This window comes from Mesorhizobium sp. M1329 (genome assembly GCF_040318035.1).
GTDB lineage: Bacteria > Pseudomonadota > Alphaproteobacteria > Rhizobiales > Rhizobiaceae > Mesorhizobium.
The window spans coordinates 32,852-48,953 of sequence record NZ_JAMYLN010000028.1; the positions used below are offsets into that span (position 1 = coordinate 32,852).

Sequence of the window (16,102 nt, forward strand, 5' to 3'; positions counted from 1 at the left end):
AACGCAGCGCTGTCGGCCCAGCTGCTGCAGCATGGATGCGATGCCAACTGCCTGCGGTCGGCATCGAACTTCGTTCACCGGGGAAAATCGGCGCGTCTCAAGCGCAATACCGTGCCGCCTGTCGCCGACGCATCGCGGCATCCAAGCTTCGACGACGTGGTGGCCAAAGCCGCGCTGTCGCCGCAAAAGCTTGCCGCCGCCTTTGCCCGTGCCTCCTCCGGCTCACCCGTCATGCTCGCAAGCCTGCCGGCCGACGCCCGGTTCGCCGAGCCGGTACGCATACCCGACCCGAACGGCCCGGCATCGGTGCGCTTCGGGCCGGAGGTGGCGGAGATCGAACGCTCGTCGCGACTGGCGCTAGCGCTGGCGAATACATTGCCGGAGCAGATGATCGACATGCTTCCGGCAGCCGTCGCGGCAAGCGAGCCCGCGGCTTCGCAAGAGCCGCAAGAACCCGAGATCCAGCTGGCCTCGCTGCCGCCGCAAGACGACATGCCCGACAGCATTCCGCTGCCGACGCTGCGTCCGCGGGCGGACATCGATGAGGCAGCGCCTCAGGCTCAAGCCTCGAAAGACCGGGCGCCGAAAGACCGGGCGCTAAAGGATCAGGCAGCAAAAACGGAGCCGCCCCAGGCATCCAAGGCCCAGGCATCCAAGACCCAGACATCCAGGGCGAGCAAGGTCCAGACGGCCGACGCTCCGCCGGTCGAGACGCAACCCGGCAGCCTGTCGCCGCGCAATTCGTCACAAGCGGCAGTGCCGGCCGTGTCGGGCAAGCCGGGCAAACGGTCGAAGACGCAGGGCGGCGACATGCTGGCCTACGCCAAGCCCGACATGCCTTCCGGTGGTCTCGGCGGGGCCTTCAGGAACCTGTTCACCACGCCCGGCATGGGCAGCGGCGTCGCCGTCTACGACATCTCGGCCAAGACCGTCTATATGCCCGACGGCTCGCGGCTGGAGGCGCATTCGGGACTGGGCGCGATGGTCGACCAGCCGCGCTATGTTCACAAAAAGAATGTCGGTCCGACGCCGCCCGACACCTACAATCTGACGCTGCGGGAATCACGCTTCCACGGCGTCGAGGCCCTGCGTCTCACCCCTGCCAGCGGCAGCAACAAATATGGCCGCGACGGCCTGCTCGCCCACACCTACATGCTGCGCGGCGGCCGCGCCGAATCCAATGGTTGCGTCGTCTTCAAGGACTATGCCCGCTTCCTCGCCGCCTACAAGAAGGGCAAGATCAAGCGCCTCGTCGTGGTGCCGCGCCTGTCGAAGCCGTTGACACGCGTCGCCCAAGAGGGCCGCGGCGCGTAGACGGTAGCGGCAGCGACGCAATACGAAAGCCGTTTTGTCGCGATCCTTCGCCCCCCGGCATCGCTGGTTTTGCCGCCCGGACGTTCCCGCCCGCTTTCCAACAGATTGTCAGTAGCTGGCCGCGAAACGGTTTTCATTCCCGGCCGAGGATATTATGACTGACCGGCCGGGGCGGCTCCAGCTTCAAACAATCACGAGGACATCATGACAATACGCGCTGTCGTCTGGGGCGAGAATATCCATGAGCGGACCAATGAGGTGGTCGCGGGCATCTATCCCGAGGGCATGCATGCGACTATTGCCAATGCGCTGAAGCTCGACCCGGAGATTTCGGTATCGTGGGCAACGCTGGAGCAGAAGGAGCATGGGCTGCCGGCCGACCGTCTGGCCGAGACCGATGTCTTGCTGTGGTGGGGACACAAGGACCATGGCGGCGTCGCCGACGAAGTGGTCGAGCGCGTGGCGCGCCGCGTCTGGGAAGGCATGGGGCTGATCGTTCTCCATTCCGGCCATTTCTCGAAGATATTCAAGAAGCTGATGGGCACGCCGTGCACGCTGAAATGGCGCGAGGCGGGCGAGCGCGAGCGGCTTTGGGTGACCAGCGCCAATCACCCGATCGCTGCCGGGATCGGCGAGTATTTCGAGCTCGAGAACGAGGAGATGTATGGCGAGCAGTTCGCCGTGCCGGAGCCGCTGGAAACCGTGTTCATCTCGTGGTTCCAGGGCGGCGAAGTGTTCCGGTCGGGGCTGACCTATCGCCGCGGCGCCGGCAACATCTTCTATTTCAGGCCCGGCCACGAGACCTATCCGACCTATCACGACGCCAATGTCCAGAAGGTGCTGCGCAATGCGGTGAAATGGGCGCACAACCCGCAAGGCGCCAATCCGGCCATCCTCGATGCGCCGAACGTGCCGGTGGAAAAGGCGCTCGAGCCGATCGTCGAGCGTGGCGGAAAGCTGCATTCCGCGGGCGAAGCCGGCTTCCGCTAGGCTACGATCTCGAACCGTTGGTTCGGGAAATCCATGATCGAACAAGAAGATAAAGCCCTGTCCTAAGGATAAGAATCATGCGTCTGTTGATACTCGGTACCGGCTGGATGGCGGAGGAGCACGCCAGGCAGTTCGGCAAGATCGAGGGCGTCGAACTGATCGGCGCCGTCGATCTCGACCGTACGCGCGTCGACAAGTTTTCGGACATCTACGGCATCCGCAACCGCTTCGCGTCGCTGGACGAGGCGCTGGCATGGGGCAAGTTCGACGCGGTGGCGAACGTGACGCCCGATCGCGTCCACCATCCGACCACCATGATGCTGATCGCGGCGGGCAAGCCGGTGCTGTGCGAGAAACCGCTGGCCGAAAATTACCAGCGGGCCAGTGAAATGGCCGATGGCGCCGAGCGGGCCGGCATCATCAACATGGTCAACCTGACCTATCGCAATGTCGCGCCGCTGCAGAGGGCGCGCGCCATGGTGCTGGCCGGCGAGATCGGCACGGTCAGGCATGTCGAGGCGTCCTATCTGCAGAGCTGGCTGGTGTCCAAGTTCTGGGGCGACTGGCGCACCGATCCGAAATGGCTGTGGCGGCTGTCGCGCGGCCACGGCTCCAATGGCGTGCTGGGCGACGTCGGCATCCACATTCTCGATTTCGCCAGCTATGGCGCGGCGCTCGACATCGACCATGTGTTCTGCCGGCTGAGATCCTTCGACAAGGCGCCCGGCAACCGCATCGGCGAGTACGGGCTCGACGCCAATGACAGCTTCACCATGGCGCTGGATTTCAGCAACGGCGCCTTCGGCGTCGTCCATGCCAGCCGCTGGGCAACCGGCCATTTGAACGAACTCCGGCTGCGCATCTACGGCGACAAGGGTGGCATCGAAGTCGTGCACAATCTGACCGGCTCGGAGCTGAAAGCCTGCATCGGTGAAGATGTCGAAAACGCCAAATGGCAGGTTCTCGACGCCGGAACGGTGGCGACCAACTACCAGCGCTTCGTCGATGCAGTCCGCAACGGCGTCCAGGCCGAACCGTCGTTCCGGCATGCTGCCGAATTGCAGAAGGTCCTCGACCTCGCAGTCGTCTCGGATGGGAAGAGGGCCGAATTGAGCACGCACGCGGATGCGCAATAGGCTTGGGTTCCCTCGCCGTCGGACGGGGCAGTCAGGGTCGAAACAAACTGATCCCTTTGAACGACCGAGTTCGAATCTCGGCCGTTCACGGCAGGAAGCGACGCCTGTGAAGGAAGAGTTCATCCTCTTGAAGAGAGGCCATCGAGCAGGAAGCCGAGGCCTTTCCGGAAAGCACCATCCCAATCGTTATCCAACAGCAGACGGGAGCGCTCAATTGTCGGGTAGCGTTCGCTGAGACGCGTATGGCGCTGCTGCGTGGCGGCCCTGCCGTCGTCCGAGAGGTCGAAGTTCGCCCGGCTGATGGTGGCGCCCATCACATAGTTCCACAGCGACCATATCGCGACGTTCAGATCTGCGTCCGCCACACCGGCCCTGGACAAGGTCTTGCTCAGCAGTTCCAGGCGACCGAGGATGTTCGGGCCGAGCGCCCGGCGCGGCAACAGCGATGCCGACCAAGGATGGCGCAGCATGCTGGCGCGCCAGTCTTCGAGCATATGGACGACTTGCCCGCGCCAGTCTCGAGACTCAACCATTTGCGGTCCACGATATTCGAGCACCGAATCGAGCGCCAGATCAAAGACATCCTCCTTGTTGTCGACGTGCCAATATAGGCTCATCACGCCCGAGCCGAGGCGATCGGCCAGCCGACGCATCGTCAATCCGTCGACCCCTTGAGCGTCCAGCAGCTCCACCGCGGTCGCCACGATACGTTCCCGCGACAAAGGCGGTTCACTGCGCGACTCCTGCACGGGCTGGAGCCGCCCGCTTGTCCGTTGAGACCGCGTGCTCCGGGCGCCGCTGCGTTTGGCTGCCATCCGTCTTCCCCGCTGTTCAGGCCATCGATTTTGACCGGCAACGCGATGAATGTCGATCCTGAACGATTGACTCGTACATCGTACCATGCGACTGGCTCGTGCGGTGTACGAGCCGATCGCCGATACCGGTTAATGTTCAATCATGGCGGCCGCGAGGGTTACGTTGCTCGCGGTCCGCAGAGCCAAGAGAAAATCATGCCACGCGCCAAGCGCCTGCTTATCGGAGGGTTAATTGTTATGACCATGGGAGTTTCCACTGCTGCGACGGCGAATGAGAAAGATCTCAAATTGACCATCGTCAATCCACAAACCCTCTACGACCCGTCACCGAATGGCTACAGCACGGCAGTGATCACGCCCCGCGGAGCCCGGGTGGCCTACATCTCCGGCCAGGGCGGCCAGGACAGCACGGGAGCCTTGTCGCCCGACTTCGCTGTCCAGGTTGCGCAGGCCTATGCAAATTTGCGCACCGCCCTCGATGCGCTCGGTGCGAGGCCGGATCAGGTCGCCAAGCTCACGGTCTTCGTGGTCGATCACAATATGTCTAAGCTCGAGGTGTTGACCAAGAACGTCAAGGAGATGTTCGTCGAGGCACTGCCGGCGCAGACTCTGGTTCCCGTTCCCAAGCTTGCAATCGACCCGATGCTCTTCGAGGTGGAGGCCGTTGTCGTGCTTGACTAGGTGCGCGGCTGTAGCTCCGATCGCCCAAATTGAAATGGGTCGAGCGCGCCTGCGACAGCCGCGCGATCGCCATCACGAGGGGCGAGCAACAGGGCTTCGCCTGTTGCATCGGCGACAAGGGTGGCGTCGAAGTCGTGCACAATCAGGGTCGCACCACGCCTTCGTCATCCCAGGACGGAGCAAGGAGCGGTGCGACGCGGCGCAGACCCTGGGATGACGAAGTCATGATGGCTGAAGGCAAATTACGGATGTCGGAGATTTACGCAGCGTTCCCGCCGCCTGCCGCCTCGCTTCGCTCTTGCTCCGCCCTGGGACGAAGTCATGATGGCTGAGGGTCAATTGCGGATGTCGGAGATCGGCGGAGCGTTTCCTGGTCCCACCCAACATAGCCGCACCTGGAGATGAAATCATGGAGACCAGCGTAAGGAAGCTATTCGAGCGATATGAGCGCTTTTTCAACCAGTCCCTCGGCGGCGACATGGACATGGATGAGGTCGCATCGCTGTATGCCTCGGACTTCATAGCGGCTTCGCCCGCCGGGGTCATGACCGGAAAGAACGATGAGCAACTCAAGCAGGTCATGGCGCAAGGCTATGCGCACTATCGCGCGATAGGGACGAAGGAAACGCGGATACGCAACGTCCGGCTCTCGCCGATAGACGAACATCATTGCGTGGCTCATGTCGCCTGGACGGCAACCTATGCCCGCAAGGATCAATCGAAGGTGGCGATAGATTTTGACGTCCACTACCTCGTGCAGAAGTTGGACGGGGAGCCGAAGGTTTTCGGCTGGATATCGGGCGACGAGCAGGCGCTGTTGAGAAAGCACGGCATCGTCTGAGGTCCGCTTTCTCCTAATGCCCCCTAATGCCGCAGGATCTTGCTCAGAAAAGCGCGGCCGCGGTCGGTCTTCGGGTTGGAGAAGAACTCGTCCGGCGTGCCGCTCTCGACGATGGCGCCGCGTCCATGAACACGACGCGCTGGGCGACCTTGCGGGCAAAGCCCATCTCGTGCGTCACCACCGTCATGGTCATGCCTTCCTCGGCGAAGATGTCGAGAACGCCAAATGGCAGGTTCTGGACGCCGGAACGGTGGCGACCAACTACCAGCGCTTCGTCGATGCAGTCCGCAACGGCGTCCAGGCCGAACCGTCATTCCTGCATGCGGCCGAATTGCAGAAGGTCCTCGATCTCGCCGTCGTCTCGGATGAGAAGCGGGCCGAATTGAGCACCCACGCGGATGCGCAATAGGCTTGGGTTCCTCGCCCCCGCCAAGCGGTGGGAGAGGTGGCCGCAAAAGCGGCCGGAGAGGGGTCTTTGGCAGCGAGGGCCTTCGCAAGAATGAAATGTCTTTGATGTCGGGACAAGGTCGCACGCAATGACATGGTCAGCGCAATTCCCCCTCTCCGTCTCGGCGACCCGAGTGGTTTGTGAAACTCGCTAGCCGCGAGCGAGACTGAACTAACTCGGAAGGTCAGTTGACTCTTCGCCGCAACGGCCCATCGTTGATTGTTGGCCTACCTTTCCGACCAACTTTTGAACAGGGAGGAAACCATGGAAGCCGTCAATCGTAGATCCACAATTGCACTCGGTCTTACACTGGCCGCAACGCCTCTGATCGCTTGGGGGACACCAGCAGCCGCCCAGACTTACGGCCCCGATGAGGGCAAGGAGGTCTCACCCGGCGTCAGAGTTGTAGCGCTTGGTGAGCGCAAGTCGGTCATACCAGCCTATGCAACGGTGAAGCTGCGCGATGTTGTCATTCAGCCCGGAGCGAAGACGACTGACAACATGATGAAGAACGACATGCTCTGCCACATGACTGAGGGAGAACTTTCGGTCGTTCACAACAAACAAAAGTTCACAGTCAAGAAGGGCGATGTTTGGGCCTGCGCTAATGGCGCTACGACAGAAGGCACCCAGAACACGAGCAGTGCGGTCGCGATCATGCGGGTCATCGATTTGATGCCAGCATAAGGGAAGCGGCTGGTGGAAGTGCGGCAATGGCCGCCCTAAGAGGAAGCCCGGCGCGCATCTGTCGTATTAGGGAACGTCCAGCGAAGGACCGCTTTCCATCCATCTTGGCCATCGACGACAGCCAGCTGAGTTGAGTTTGAACCCTAATGCCGCAGGATCTTGCTCAGGAAGGCGCGGCTGCGGTCCGTCTTCGGGTGCGAGAAGAACTCGTCCGGCGTGCCGCTCTCGACAATGGCGCCGGCGTCCATGAACACGACGCGCTGGGCGACCTTGCGGGCAAAGCCCATCTCGTGCGTCACCACCATCATGGTCATGCCTTCCTCGGCGACCGCGACCATGACGTCGAGCACTTCCGAGATCATCTCTGGATCGAGCGCCGAGGTCGGCTCGTCGAACAGCATGATCTTGGGGCGCATGCCGAGGCAGCGCGCGATCGCCACGCGCTGCTGCTGGCCACCTGACAGCTGCGCGGGATAGGCATTCACCTTGTCGGCGAGGCCGACCTTGGCGAGCAGCTCGCGCCCGGCCTTCTCGGCTTCGGTGCGCGGGATCTTGCGCACGTGGATTGGCGCCAGCGTGACGTTCTCGAGCGCCGTCTTGTGCGGGTAGAGGTTGAACGACTGGAAGACGAAGCCGATCTCGGTGCGCAGCCGCGTCATGTTGGTGGCGGGGTCGCCGAGGCGCTGGCCGTCGACCGTAAGGTCGCCGTCGCGGATCGTCTCCAGCCCATTGATGCAGCGGATCAAGGTGCTCTTGCCCGAGCCGCTCGGCCCGCAGACGACGACCACTTCGCGCGGCTCGACGCTCAACGTGATATCCCTGAGCACATTGAGCTGGCCAAACCATTTGTTGACGCCGCGAAATTCGATCATGCCGGTTTTGGTCATATTGCCGGACCCTTGGGGTTCGATGTCACAACTGCACCTCGTCATGCGCCGCACCCATGCGCTGTTCCAGCCGGCGGGCCAGCATGATCAGGGGATAGCAGACGATGAAATAACCGAGGCCGACGAGGAAGAAGACGAGCAGGCCGTTCGGCACACGCTGCACCACCAGCCAGCCGACGCGCGTGAGGTCGGTGAGCCCGATGGCCGAGACCACCGAGGAATCCTTGATCAGCAGCACATATTGCCCGACCAGCGGCGGCAGCACGATGCGCATCGCCTGCGGCAGCACGACCTGGCGCATGCGCTGCCAGCGCGACAGGCCGGACGCCAACGCCGCCTCTACCTGGCCGGTCGGCACCGAGCGGATGCCGGCGACGACGATCTCGCAGATGAAGCAGGCGGCCAGATTGGTCAGCGCGATGATGCCGGCGGTGAAGGCGTCGAGCTCGATGCCGAGTTCCGGCAGGATGAAGAAGATCAGGAAGATCTGCACCAGGAACGGCGTGCCGCGGATCAGGTCGACCCAGGCACCGATCGCGCCGCTGATCAGCCGGTTGCCGCGGGTGCGCAGAATGCCAAGGCCGAAGCCGAGCAGCGTGCCCAGCACCAGGCTGATCAGCGACAGCACCACGGTCATGCCGAGGCCGCGCAGCGCGAGGGGATAGCTGCCGGCGATGCTTTGCAGCTGCTGCCAGATCATGTCCGTGCCCCCGCCAGGCCGAGCCAGCGCCCGGAGAGCGCCGCCAGTCCCTTCAGCCCGTAATAGAGCAGCAGGTAGAAGGCGGCGATGGTGATAAAACCTTCGGCCGGCATGAAGCGGTCGGAGGCGAGCAACTGTCCGGCGCGCGTCAGCTCGGCGACCGAGATCAGCGACAACAGCGCGGAATCCTTGACCAGCACAATCGCCTGGCCGAGCAACGGAGGGATCGTCACCTTGAACGCCTGCGGCAGGATGACGAGGCGCATGCGCTGGATATAGGTCATGCCCGAGGCGACGCCGGCCTCGACCTGGCCGCGCGGGATCGACAGGATGCCGGCGCGGATGATCTCGGCGACATAGGCGCCGCTGTTCAGCGACAGGGCCAGGATGCCGACGACGAGCTCGGGCAGGACGAAGCCGAGCCGCGGCAGGCCGAAATAGAGGAAATAAAGCTGCGCCAGCAGCGGCGTGGCGCGCACGGCGTCGATATAGGCCTTGGCCGGGACGCGGAACAGCCGGCCGCGCTGCAGGTTCATGGCGGCGAGCACGATGCCGACGGCGAGCGCGCCGGCAAAGGAGAGGACAGACAGCCACACGGTCGTGACGAGGCCCTGCCCGAACAGGGGCAGATATTCGACGATGGTGCGGAAGCTGAAGTTTTCGAGCATGGGTGTGGCGGTGAATGGCGAGTAGGGGAGTAGGGGAGTAGGGGAGTAGGGGAGTAGGGGAGTAGGGGAAACGGCCATCCCGGACGCGCTTCCCTACTCCCTACTCACTCTCCTCAGTGATCCTTCTTCCAGGCGTCGGAATTGACCCAGTAGTCGAGGTTCTTCTGCAGGCGGCCGTCGAGGCTGACCTGGTCGAGGAACAGGTTCATCCAGGTCAACAGATCCTGCTCGTCATAGCGCGTGGCGAAGGCCAGAGGCTCCTTCGACAGCATGTCCGGCATGATGGTGAAACTGCCGGCCGGGTAAGCGGTCGACTGGCCCTTGACCGCCGAGACGTCGTTGACGCCGCAATCGGCCTGGCCGTTGTTGACGGCGTCGAGCAACAGCGGGCCGCCGCCCTTGTAGCTCTTGATGTCGGCATCGGGGAAGGCGGCCTTGGCTTCCTTCTCGCCGGTGGCGCCAAGCAGCACGGCGATCTTGGTGCCCTTGGCCTTGCAGTCCTCGGTGGACTTGAAGGCGGTCCCAGCCTTGGTGAAGACGGTGCTGCCCGTGTACATGTAAGGCTTGGTGAAGGCGACCTTCATGCCACGCGCCAGCGTCGGTGTCATGTCGGCGACCAGAAGATCGGCCTTGCCCGACAGCAGCGCCGGGATCAGGCCATCCCAGTCGAAGTCGAGGAAGGTGATCTTGACGCCCATTTCCTTGGCCATCAATTCGGCGAGTTCGACCGAACTGCCGGTGCGTTCGCCGGCAGCACCCACCAGCGAGAAGGGCGGTCCTTGCGTCTGCACCGCAACGCGCAGCTCACCGCGCTTGGTGATCTCGTCGAGCGTTCCGGCGCTGGCGGCGGCGGTGAGGCCGGCGAGCGCAAGTCCGGCGATGAAAAGCTTGGCAATCTTCATTTGGGCATTCCTCCTTGTTGTCGTTTGTTGTTCCACTTGTTGTTTCACCCCATCGAGGTGCTTTTTGAGCGGCAGCGCCGTTGCCGGCAGCAACCACCGTTCGAAAATCCTTCAGTCCCAGCTCACCGTTTCGGCAACCTTGATGCCGCGCCTAGCCAGCTCATCGAGGAAGCGGCCATCCGGCACATGCAGCAGCGGGTTGAGCAGGCCGGGCGTAGCGATCTCGCGCCGTGCCAGCATCTGCGCCACGATGCTGGCGGGATAGCCGACGCCGAGGCTCATGCCGAACAGGCCGGAGGCGAGGTCGCGTTCGATGACCAGCTCCGAGGTCACCGTCTTGCGGCGGCCGCGTTCGCTGCCGACAAAGACGTTGCGCATGACGCAAAGGTCCTTTTCGTCGGCGCCATATTGCAGTTGCGGACCGAGCAGCCGGCCGAGGAATTCGCGTGGGCTGACGCCGGTGCCGGGCACCTTGTCCTCGGAGAGGAAGCCGAGCCGCTTCAGCGGCACCCAGAACGCCGACCAGCCGGGCCAGCGCAGCGAATAGCGGCCGGAGCGCTGCAGCCCCTTGGCGGCGGCGAGCATGCCGGCATAATGTGGCGCGTCGCCATTGGGGAAGGCTTCGAGCCTGCCCAGTCCGGCCACCTCGATTTCGTGGATGAAGCGATTGTCGTGCTGGCGGGCGGCCGGCACGTCGACCCGTTTGCCGTCCTCGACCAGCACGCTGTCGCGGTTCTGGCTGATCAGAACCATGTCGAAATTCCAGCTCACCTTGTAGCGCAGCGGCTCGACCGCCGCTTTCGGCTCGGGAATGCCGCCACAGTAGGAATCGATCGCAGTGATGGTGTCGAACTGGCTTGCGGCGCGTGCGTAGAGCACCAGGTCGATGCCGGGGTCGAGCCCGCATTCGGTCACGATCGACACGCCGGCCTTTTCGGCCTCCAGCGCCAGATCGGCGATCGCCTTGCCGTAATTGGTGGTGACCAGCGGCGTGCGCGTCGCGATCGCCGCCTGCACCGCCTCGCGCATCAGCGGTTGCGGCAACAGGTCGATGACCGCATCGACGTCCGTCATCACATCGGCCAATGCCGGACCGATCGCGCCCTGCGGCACGACGAAACGCACCCGGGCAAGGTTGGTCAGGCCGCCAAGCCGTGCAGCGCCGTCGGTTGTAGTGTCGACGCAGACCACTTGCTCGACACCATCGCTGGCAACGAGGTCAGCGATCGCCGCCCGGCCTTGCAGGCCGAGGCCGCCGAGAACCGCGATCTTCATGCCATTTCCTTTCGCGTCTCGTCCGACCAGCAGCCTTCGGGCAGGCTGACCCATTTGTTGCAGGACGCCATGACGACGAAGGTCTCGCTGCGCACGACCTCGCCCGGCTCACCGGCGCCGGGGATCAGCTCGCTGGTGACGCGGTAGAGATCGGCGACATCACCGGCCACGGTCACGTCGACGATGATGTCGAAGCGCCCGGTGACGACGGCGGCCGAGTTCACGAAAGGCAATTCCGAGATACGCTGCGCCAGTTCTCGCGCCCGACCACGCCCTTGCGCATTGATGCCGACGATCGCCGAGATCAGTTCGGGGCGCTCGGTCAGGTTGAGCAGCCCGACGATCTTGAGCAGGTTGCGGTCGAGCAGACTGCGCAGCCGCATGCGCACCGTCGGCACCGAGATCGCCATCTTCTCGGCAAGGCGGTTGACGCCAAGCTGCGCATCCTGCGACAGCAGCTTGACCAGTCGCCGGTCGGTCTGATCGAGATGTTCCCGCAAACGCTCAGGCTTTCATAAAGGGAAAGAAACGATTGGATTTTCTTTCGGATATGAAAATACCTTATGAGAGATTTTTAACAACGGCAAGAGCCATGTCATCCGCCGTGGCTCTGTGCCTGTCGGTAGTTTCGTCGCAGATGCCACATTTTGTTCTTGCTTTGTGCCGGCAGCTATGCTACTAATTTGGGTGTGGTGCCAATTGGCTCCAACGACCCGTCCGCCCGAGGCGGGTTTTTTGTTTCCGGATCTTTTGAAGGTTCAGCGCCGCCGGTTTAAGGTTGGCGGGATAGCGTCGTTCTGCGGGGCGCAGCTGCAACTCATGCCTTCACGTGACGGGCGGAGAGGCTCATCCGCGAAATGGCCAAAACCGGCTTTTCAATAAAACTGTAGCTGGCCAGGGAGACGGCAATGCAGGCGGCGACAATCACCATGCCAGCAAGCCATGGTGATACATTGGCGCTTGCAACGACAGGAGCAGTCGCAAGCAGCACAATAGGATGCGTCAGATAGAGAGAGTAGGAAGCGTCACCCAACCTTGCCAGCACGCGAGGAGCAAAAAGCCGGAAGTAGCTTTCCAGGCTGATGCAACCCGCGACAAGGATCAACGCCGGGATTCCCTGAGCAAGGGTTCGCGGCAAGTTGAAGCCAAGTACCATCACCAGCATGGACACGATGCCGAACACGATTGCCGAGACACCCGGGACGGCAGGCAAACGCGCCAGTCTGCCGACCAGGTGGCCGAGAGCCATGCCGGCAAGGAACTCAAACAGGATTGGCGTGGTATAGAAAAACAGCACAGTGTCGGCGGCGGGTTTGAAGATGATGCGCGCCGCCACGGCGATTGCAAAGACAACGCCGACCGCGGCCATTTGCGTCAACCTGCCAAAACGCATAGTCGCCGCGAACAGAATGTAAAACAGGATTTCCAGATTGAGCGTCCAGCCCACGCCAAGCACCGGTTGGACAAAGCCTGTGACCGTATCGAGATAGGGTATGAAAAGCAGGCTATTGCTGATCTGCTCAAGAGACACTGCACGAGCGGCAAACAACCAAAGTGCGGCGACCATGAGGAAGGTCATGACCCAATAGAACGGAACGACGCGCGTGAACCGCTGCATCAAAAATGCTCGGTGGTCGCGACGTCTGTTCTCCGTCGAGAGAATCATGACAAAACCACTGATGACGAAAAACAGGTCGACGCCACTGTTTAGAACGGGAATACGCAGATCGAGCATGCCCAGTGCGGCCGGAAGATGATAGATAACAACCATGAGGGCTGCTAGCCCGCGCAGGACCTGTATCGATGTATATTGTTGAACCCGACGCGGCGCAGCGTGATCATTCTGTGGAATGATGTTCATCAAAAATGGTCCCCGGTGCGGGAGAGCTTTAACACACGTGATCGTTGGTGTGCTGATTAACTGCTGGTTTAATTAATATATAAAGTTTTAGATAAGTTTTACTGAAATTGGCGCGCGGCCACACTTGGGCTCGCCCGACTTTGTCCTGCCTCGTTGCCAAAAACTTGGCATCTCCCCGTGAAGAGGAGATTGGCCGTCATCAACGCTTCCCCGCGCTAACGGCTGGCCTCGAAGATGGCGACGGCTGCCGCTGTCAGCGCGGCGTTACCGGATGCTACCGTTCCATCAGGAAGCTCCTTGCCGTCTTCCAGTCCGACGCGCGTCGACCAACGGCGTCCCGCCGCCCGGTGCACGAAAGGCCAGACCGTGGCGTCGGCGCCGTGCAGCAGGATTGCCCGGCGCATTCCGGCGCCGTCGAGCACGGCGGCGATATCGTCGCTGATCTCCAGCGCAGCGTCCGGCTCCTGCTCGGAGATTTCGATCAGGATGCGCAGCACGCGTTTGCCATGGTCGAGGCTCACCAGCCGCTCGGCATCGGCGACCGAGGCGAGCCCGGCCTCGATACCAATGCCGCGCTGGCGCAGACGCTCCATGACGGCGGGGGCGGCGTCTTCGCTGAGATTGACCGAGGCGTAGTCGGGCAGTTCGCCCCAGCCGGCGATCGCAGCCAGTGTCCGCTGGTCGTCGTTCTCGATCCAGGCACCGGTCGACACGCCGATCAGCGTCCCCGGGCAGGCGCGGCGGAGCGCCAGCACCGTCCGGTCCATAGCCATCGGAGCCAGGCTTTCGCGACCGTCCAGCCCGCGGGCATGAACATGCAGCTCGGCGGCACCGGCAGCGACGCAGGCCGCGCCGTCACGCGCCATGGCCTCCGCGTCGAGTGGCAGGTTGGGGTGGAAGTCGGCGCTGCGCGCGCCATTGATGCAGGTCTGGACGATCATGGAGGTGGCCCGGTTAAGGTTGCTGCCAGTCTAGCGCGGGCCAGTGAAAACCGGAATCGCGCTGGCGAAGGCTCCTGACATACGGACGCGGCACAGCCTGAATCAGTCTGGCAGAATGCACCTCTATCGTGTTGTTCGGCTTAGTTTTCTTAGCAAACGAACATCCGTCGGGCAGAGTTACGGCGAAACACCCAACTCGCGTAATGCAGCGTTGGCGGCACGGTATTCGATAAAACTCTTTGGACAATGGCTGACGGTATGCCTGTAAAGCCATAGGGCGTGATCGCGGTGCCCTTTGAGCCGGCTGAGTTCCGCGCTATAGAAACTGATCTCGCAAAATTTGCCGTGTTTCCTGGTTGGATCCGAGTCATCGACGTCGTTCAATGTCGCGGTCGGCGTCTTTTCGCCAAGCAGCATTCGAACCACAGGCGCCGGCCACTTCGTCATGTCGAGCTTAGAAGCTGCCTCCCGCAAATGGCCCGCCGCACCGTTGCGTCGTTCAACAATATCCAGCCATATGGCAAAATAGGCGTAGTCGGGCTTGAGCGCGGCCGCCTTTTCAAAGTCAGCCTGCGCCTTGGCCAGCGAGCCAGAATAGAAATAGAGAACACCCCTGTTTGAGTAGCTGTACGGATAGTTCGGATCGAGCAGGATCGCTTGGTCGAAGTCAGCAATGGCTCGACCGTCGCCGGCCTTTGCCATCCAGGCAACGCCGCGGTTGTGGTAAATTCTTGCATTTTTCGGATCGAGACCAATCGCCCGGTCGTATTCGGCGATGGCCTGATCGTAATCACCTCGCTTGTTCCAGAGAAAGCCTCGGTTGCTATAGGCGATGGCAAGTGTTGGGTCGATATCGATTGCGTGGCTGTAGTCCGCGAAGGCGCGAACATCGTTCTCCTTTGCCATCCAGGCCAAGCCCCGATTATTATATGCGAGGGCCTGTTTCGGGTCGAGCTTGATCACCTGGTCGTAGTTGGCGATGGCGCGATCATTGTCTCCCTTGCTAGCCCAGGCGACACCTCGATTGAAGTACGCTTTGGGGTCTTTCGGATCGAGGCTGATCGCCTTGTCGTAGTCGGCGATGGCGTGGTCATTGTCGCTCTTGCCTGACCAGGCCACCCCTCTGTTGTACCAGATGCTCGCATCGTTCGGATCGAGGCTGATCACTTGGTTGTAGTCGGTGATGGCGCCGTCAAAATCGCCGTCCGTCAGCCGGGCGTTGCCGCGCCGGTAGTAGGCATGCGCGTTTTTCGGATCGAGGCCGATCACCTTGTCATAGTCGGCCAGGGCGCGCGCTGCATCGCCCTTGCTGGTCAACGCATCGGCTCGATCGTTCAGGGACCCGGCGTCGTTCGGGTTGAGCCTGATGGCCTGATCGAAGTCGACTATCGCGCGGTCGTCGTCGCCTTTGCGTGACCAGATCAGCCCGCGATTGTGGTAATTTCTGCCGTCTCCGGGATTGAGGCTGATTGCCCTGTCATAGTCGGCCAAAGCCCGGTCGTTCTCGCCCTTGAAGGTCCAGGCGACGCCGCGGTTGTAGTAAGCATCGCCATATTTCGGGTCCAGGCTGATCGCCTTGTCCAGATCGGCGATGCCCTTGTCGTAGTCGCCCTTGAAGACCCAGCTGATGCCCCGGTTATAGTAGCCGCTGGCGACGGTCGGGGCGATGCCGATGAACGCGCTGTAGTCGGCAATGGCGCGGTCGTAGTCGCCTCGTTCCGTTAAGGTATTGCCGCGCTTGAAATAGGCAATGCCACGGTTTTCGACAGGCTCTGTCGCATCCTCGATCATGCGCGTGCAGGCGGCGATCCGCGTGCTTGCCTCGACCTCGTCGTCGCTGACGCAGTCGCTGCTGGCGGACAAGGCCGGAAGCCCCGTGACAAGCAGGACGATGAGACCAGCCAGCGTGCGCCAGAAAAACCTGTGCCGTTCTCGAACCGGTCCGGTCAATTCGCT

General features: G+C 62.2%; 15 protein-coding genes and 3 pseudogenes. 7 read left to right on the forward strand and 11 right to left on the reverse strand.

All coding sequences use genetic code 11. The features are described 5' to 3' along the window. Nucleotides 1–798 precede the first annotated feature (798 nt). The 3 genes and pseudogenes from NKH21_RS32845 to NKH21_RS24535 form a co-directional block, all read left to right on the forward strand. Nucleotides 799–1,314, forward strand: a pseudogene (locus NKH21_RS32845) (DUF2778 domain-containing protein); the annotation flags it as partial. A 204-nt stretch (nt 1,315–1,518) separates the two neighbouring features. Continuing rightward, nucleotides 1,519–2,304, forward strand: a complete 786-nt coding sequence (locus tag NKH21_RS24530) for a ThuA domain-containing protein (protein ID WP_352661762.1) — start codon at nt 1,519–1,521, stop codon at nt 2,302–2,304. A 77-nt stretch (nt 2,305–2,381) separates the two neighbouring features. Beyond that, nucleotides 2,382–3,440 carry a Gfo/Idh/MocA family protein gene (locus NKH21_RS24535; RefSeq protein ID WP_352661759.1) on the forward strand — a complete coding sequence of 353 codons (1,059 nt, stop codon included), beginning with the start codon at nt 2,382–2,384 and terminating at the stop codon, nt 3,438–3,440. Nucleotides 3,441–3,559: 119 nt separating this feature from the next. Here the strand turns inward: NKH21_RS24535 and NKH21_RS24540 are convergent, their stop codons facing one another. Beyond that, nucleotides 3,560–4,255: a TetR/AcrR family transcriptional regulator gene (locus tag NKH21_RS24540; RefSeq protein ID WP_352661756.1), complete on the reverse strand. Its 696-nt coding sequence runs from the start codon at nt 4,253–4,255 to the stop codon at nt 3,560–3,562. A gap of 195 nt (nt 4,256–4,450) precedes the next feature. Between NKH21_RS24540 and NKH21_RS24545 the strand changes: the two genes are divergently transcribed. Together NKH21_RS24545 and NKH21_RS24550 are read left to right on the forward strand one after the other, a co-directional pair. Beyond that, nucleotides 4,451–4,936, forward strand: a complete 486-nt coding sequence (locus NKH21_RS24545; RefSeq protein WP_352661753.1) for a RidA family protein — start codon at nt 4,451–4,453, stop codon at nt 4,934–4,936. A 409-nt stretch (nt 4,937–5,345) separates the two neighbouring features. Beyond that, the gene (locus tag NKH21_RS24550) at nt 5,346–5,777 is read left to right on the forward strand and encodes a DUF6841 family protein (RefSeq protein ID WP_352661750.1); all 432 of its coding nucleotides are present in this window, start codon (nt 5,346–5,348) and stop codon (nt 5,775–5,777) included. A gap of 23 nt (nt 5,778–5,800) precedes the next feature. Here NKH21_RS24550 and NKH21_RS24555 read toward each other — a convergent pair. Then, nucleotides 5,801–5,982: pseudogene (locus NKH21_RS24555) on the reverse strand (polar amino acid ABC transporter ATP-binding protein); the annotation flags it as partial. Between NKH21_RS24555 and NKH21_RS24560 the strand changes: the two are divergent. Together NKH21_RS24560 and NKH21_RS24565 are read left to right on the forward strand one after the other, a co-directional pair. Then, nucleotides 5,971–6,186: pseudogene (locus tag NKH21_RS24560) on the forward strand (Gfo/Idh/MocA family protein); the annotation flags it as partial. The pseudogenes NKH21_RS24555 and NKH21_RS24560 sit on opposite strands and share 12 nt — an antisense overlap. Nucleotides 6,187–6,489: 303 nt before the next feature. Continuing rightward, on the forward strand, nt 6,490–6,912 hold the full coding sequence (locus NKH21_RS24565; RefSeq protein WP_352475654.1) for a hypothetical protein: 423 nt from the start codon (nt 6,490–6,492) through the stop codon (nt 6,910–6,912). A 143-nt stretch (nt 6,913–7,055) separates the two neighbouring features. Here the strand turns inward: NKH21_RS24565 and NKH21_RS24570 are convergent, their stop codons facing one another. The 9 genes from NKH21_RS24570 to NKH21_RS24610 all read right to left on the reverse strand — a co-directional run bounded on the left by NKH21_RS24570 (nt 7,056) and on the right by NKH21_RS24610 (nt 16,096). Further along, complete coding sequence (locus tag NKH21_RS24570; protein WP_352661744.1) at nt 7,056–7,799, reverse strand: amino acid ABC transporter ATP-binding protein; 744 nt, start codon at nt 7,797–7,799, stop codon at nt 7,056–7,058. A 25-nt stretch (nt 7,800–7,824) separates the two neighbouring features. Continuing rightward, nucleotides 7,825–8,499: an amino acid ABC transporter permease gene (locus NKH21_RS24575; protein ID WP_352868045.1), complete on the reverse strand. Its 675-nt coding sequence runs from the start codon at nt 8,497–8,499 to the stop codon at nt 7,825–7,827. Next, on the reverse strand, nt 8,496–9,167 hold the full coding sequence (locus tag NKH21_RS24580) for an amino acid ABC transporter permease (RefSeq protein ID WP_352661738.1): 672 nt from the start codon (nt 9,165–9,167) through the stop codon (nt 8,496–8,498). Before NKH21_RS24580 ends, NKH21_RS24575 begins: the two co-directional genes overlap by 4 nt. Nucleotides 9,168–9,280: 113 nt before the next feature. Then, entirely contained in the window at nt 9,281–10,069 is a 789-nt protein-coding gene (locus NKH21_RS24585) for an ABC transporter substrate-binding protein (RefSeq protein WP_352661735.1), read from the reverse strand. Nucleotides 10,070–10,180: 111 nt separating this feature from the next. After that, on the reverse strand, nt 10,181–11,344 hold the full coding sequence (locus tag NKH21_RS24590; protein WP_352661732.1) for a saccharopine dehydrogenase family protein: 1,164 nt from the start codon (nt 11,342–11,344) through the stop codon (nt 10,181–10,183). Further along, the gene (locus tag NKH21_RS24595; protein ID WP_352661729.1) at nt 11,341–11,844 is read right to left on the reverse strand and encodes an Lrp/AsnC family transcriptional regulator; all 504 of its coding nucleotides are present in this window, start codon (nt 11,842–11,844) and stop codon (nt 11,341–11,343) included. The genes NKH21_RS24590 and NKH21_RS24595 overlap by 4 nt, the downstream gene beginning before the upstream one ends. 317 nt (nt 11,845–12,161) lie before the next feature. After that, nucleotides 12,162–13,205 carry an acyltransferase family protein gene (locus tag NKH21_RS24600; RefSeq protein ID WP_352661726.1) on the reverse strand — a complete coding sequence of 348 codons (1,044 nt, stop codon included), beginning with the start codon at nt 13,203–13,205 and terminating at the stop codon, nt 12,162–12,164. Between the two features lie 215 nt (nt 13,206–13,420). Beyond that, on the reverse strand, nt 13,421–14,146 hold the full coding sequence (locus NKH21_RS24605; protein ID WP_352661723.1) for a 3-keto-5-aminohexanoate cleavage protein: 726 nt from the start codon (nt 14,144–14,146) through the stop codon (nt 13,421–13,423). Between the two features lie 177 nt (nt 14,147–14,323). Then, nucleotides 14,324–16,096 (reverse strand): tetratricopeptide repeat protein, encoded by a 1,773-nt coding sequence (locus tag NKH21_RS24610; RefSeq protein WP_352661720.1) that lies wholly within the window; start codon nt 16,094–16,096, stop codon nt 14,324–14,326. Nucleotides 16,097–16,102: the final 6 nt, after the last annotated feature.

Excerpts from the sequence above, each read along its gene's own strand:
- NKH21_RS24575 (WP_352868045.1), bottom strand. The coding sequence starts at position 8,499 with ATGATCTGGCAGCAGCTGCAAAGCATCGCCGGCAGCTATCCCCTCGCG.
- NKH21_RS24600 (WP_352661726.1), bottom strand. The coding sequence starts at position 13,205 with ATGAACATCATTCCACAGAATGATCACGCTGCGCCGCGTCGGGTTCAA.
- NKH21_RS24580 (WP_352661738.1), bottom strand. The coding sequence starts at position 9,167 with ATGCTCGAAAACTTCAGCTTCCGCACCATCGTCGAATATCTGCCCCTG.
- NKH21_RS24605 (WP_352661723.1), bottom strand. The coding sequence starts at position 14,146 with ATGATCGTCCAGACCTGCATCAATGGCGCGCGCAGCGCCGACTTCCAC.
- NKH21_RS24565 (WP_352475654.1), top strand. The coding sequence starts at position 6,490 with ATGGAAGCCGTCAATCGTAGATCCACAATTGCACTCGGTCTTACACTG.
- NKH21_RS24530 (WP_352661762.1), top strand. The coding sequence starts at position 1,519 with ATGACAATACGCGCTGTCGTCTGGGGCGAGAATATCCATGAGCGGACC.
- NKH21_RS24570 (WP_352661744.1), bottom strand. The coding sequence starts at position 7,799 with ATGACCAAAACCGGCATGATCGAATTTCGCGGCGTCAACAAATGGTTT.
- NKH21_RS24535 (WP_352661759.1), top strand. The coding sequence starts at position 2,382 with ATGCGTCTGTTGATACTCGGTACCGGCTGGATGGCGGAGGAGCACGCC.
- NKH21_RS24585 (WP_352661735.1), bottom strand. The coding sequence starts at position 10,069 with ATGAAGATTGCCAAGCTTTTCATCGCCGGACTTGCGCTCGCCGGCCTC.
- NKH21_RS24545 (WP_352661753.1), top strand. The coding sequence starts at position 4,451 with ATGCCACGCGCCAAGCGCCTGCTTATCGGAGGGTTAATTGTTATGACC.
- NKH21_RS24550 (WP_352661750.1), top strand. The coding sequence starts at position 5,346 with ATGGAGACCAGCGTAAGGAAGCTATTCGAGCGATATGAGCGCTTTTTC.
- NKH21_RS24540 (WP_352661756.1), bottom strand. The coding sequence starts at position 4,255 with ATGGCAGCCAAACGCAGCGGCGCCCGGAGCACGCGGTCTCAACGGACA.
- NKH21_RS24590 (WP_352661732.1), bottom strand. The coding sequence starts at position 11,344 with ATGAAGATCGCGGTTCTCGGCGGCCTCGGCCTGCAAGGCCGGGCGGCG.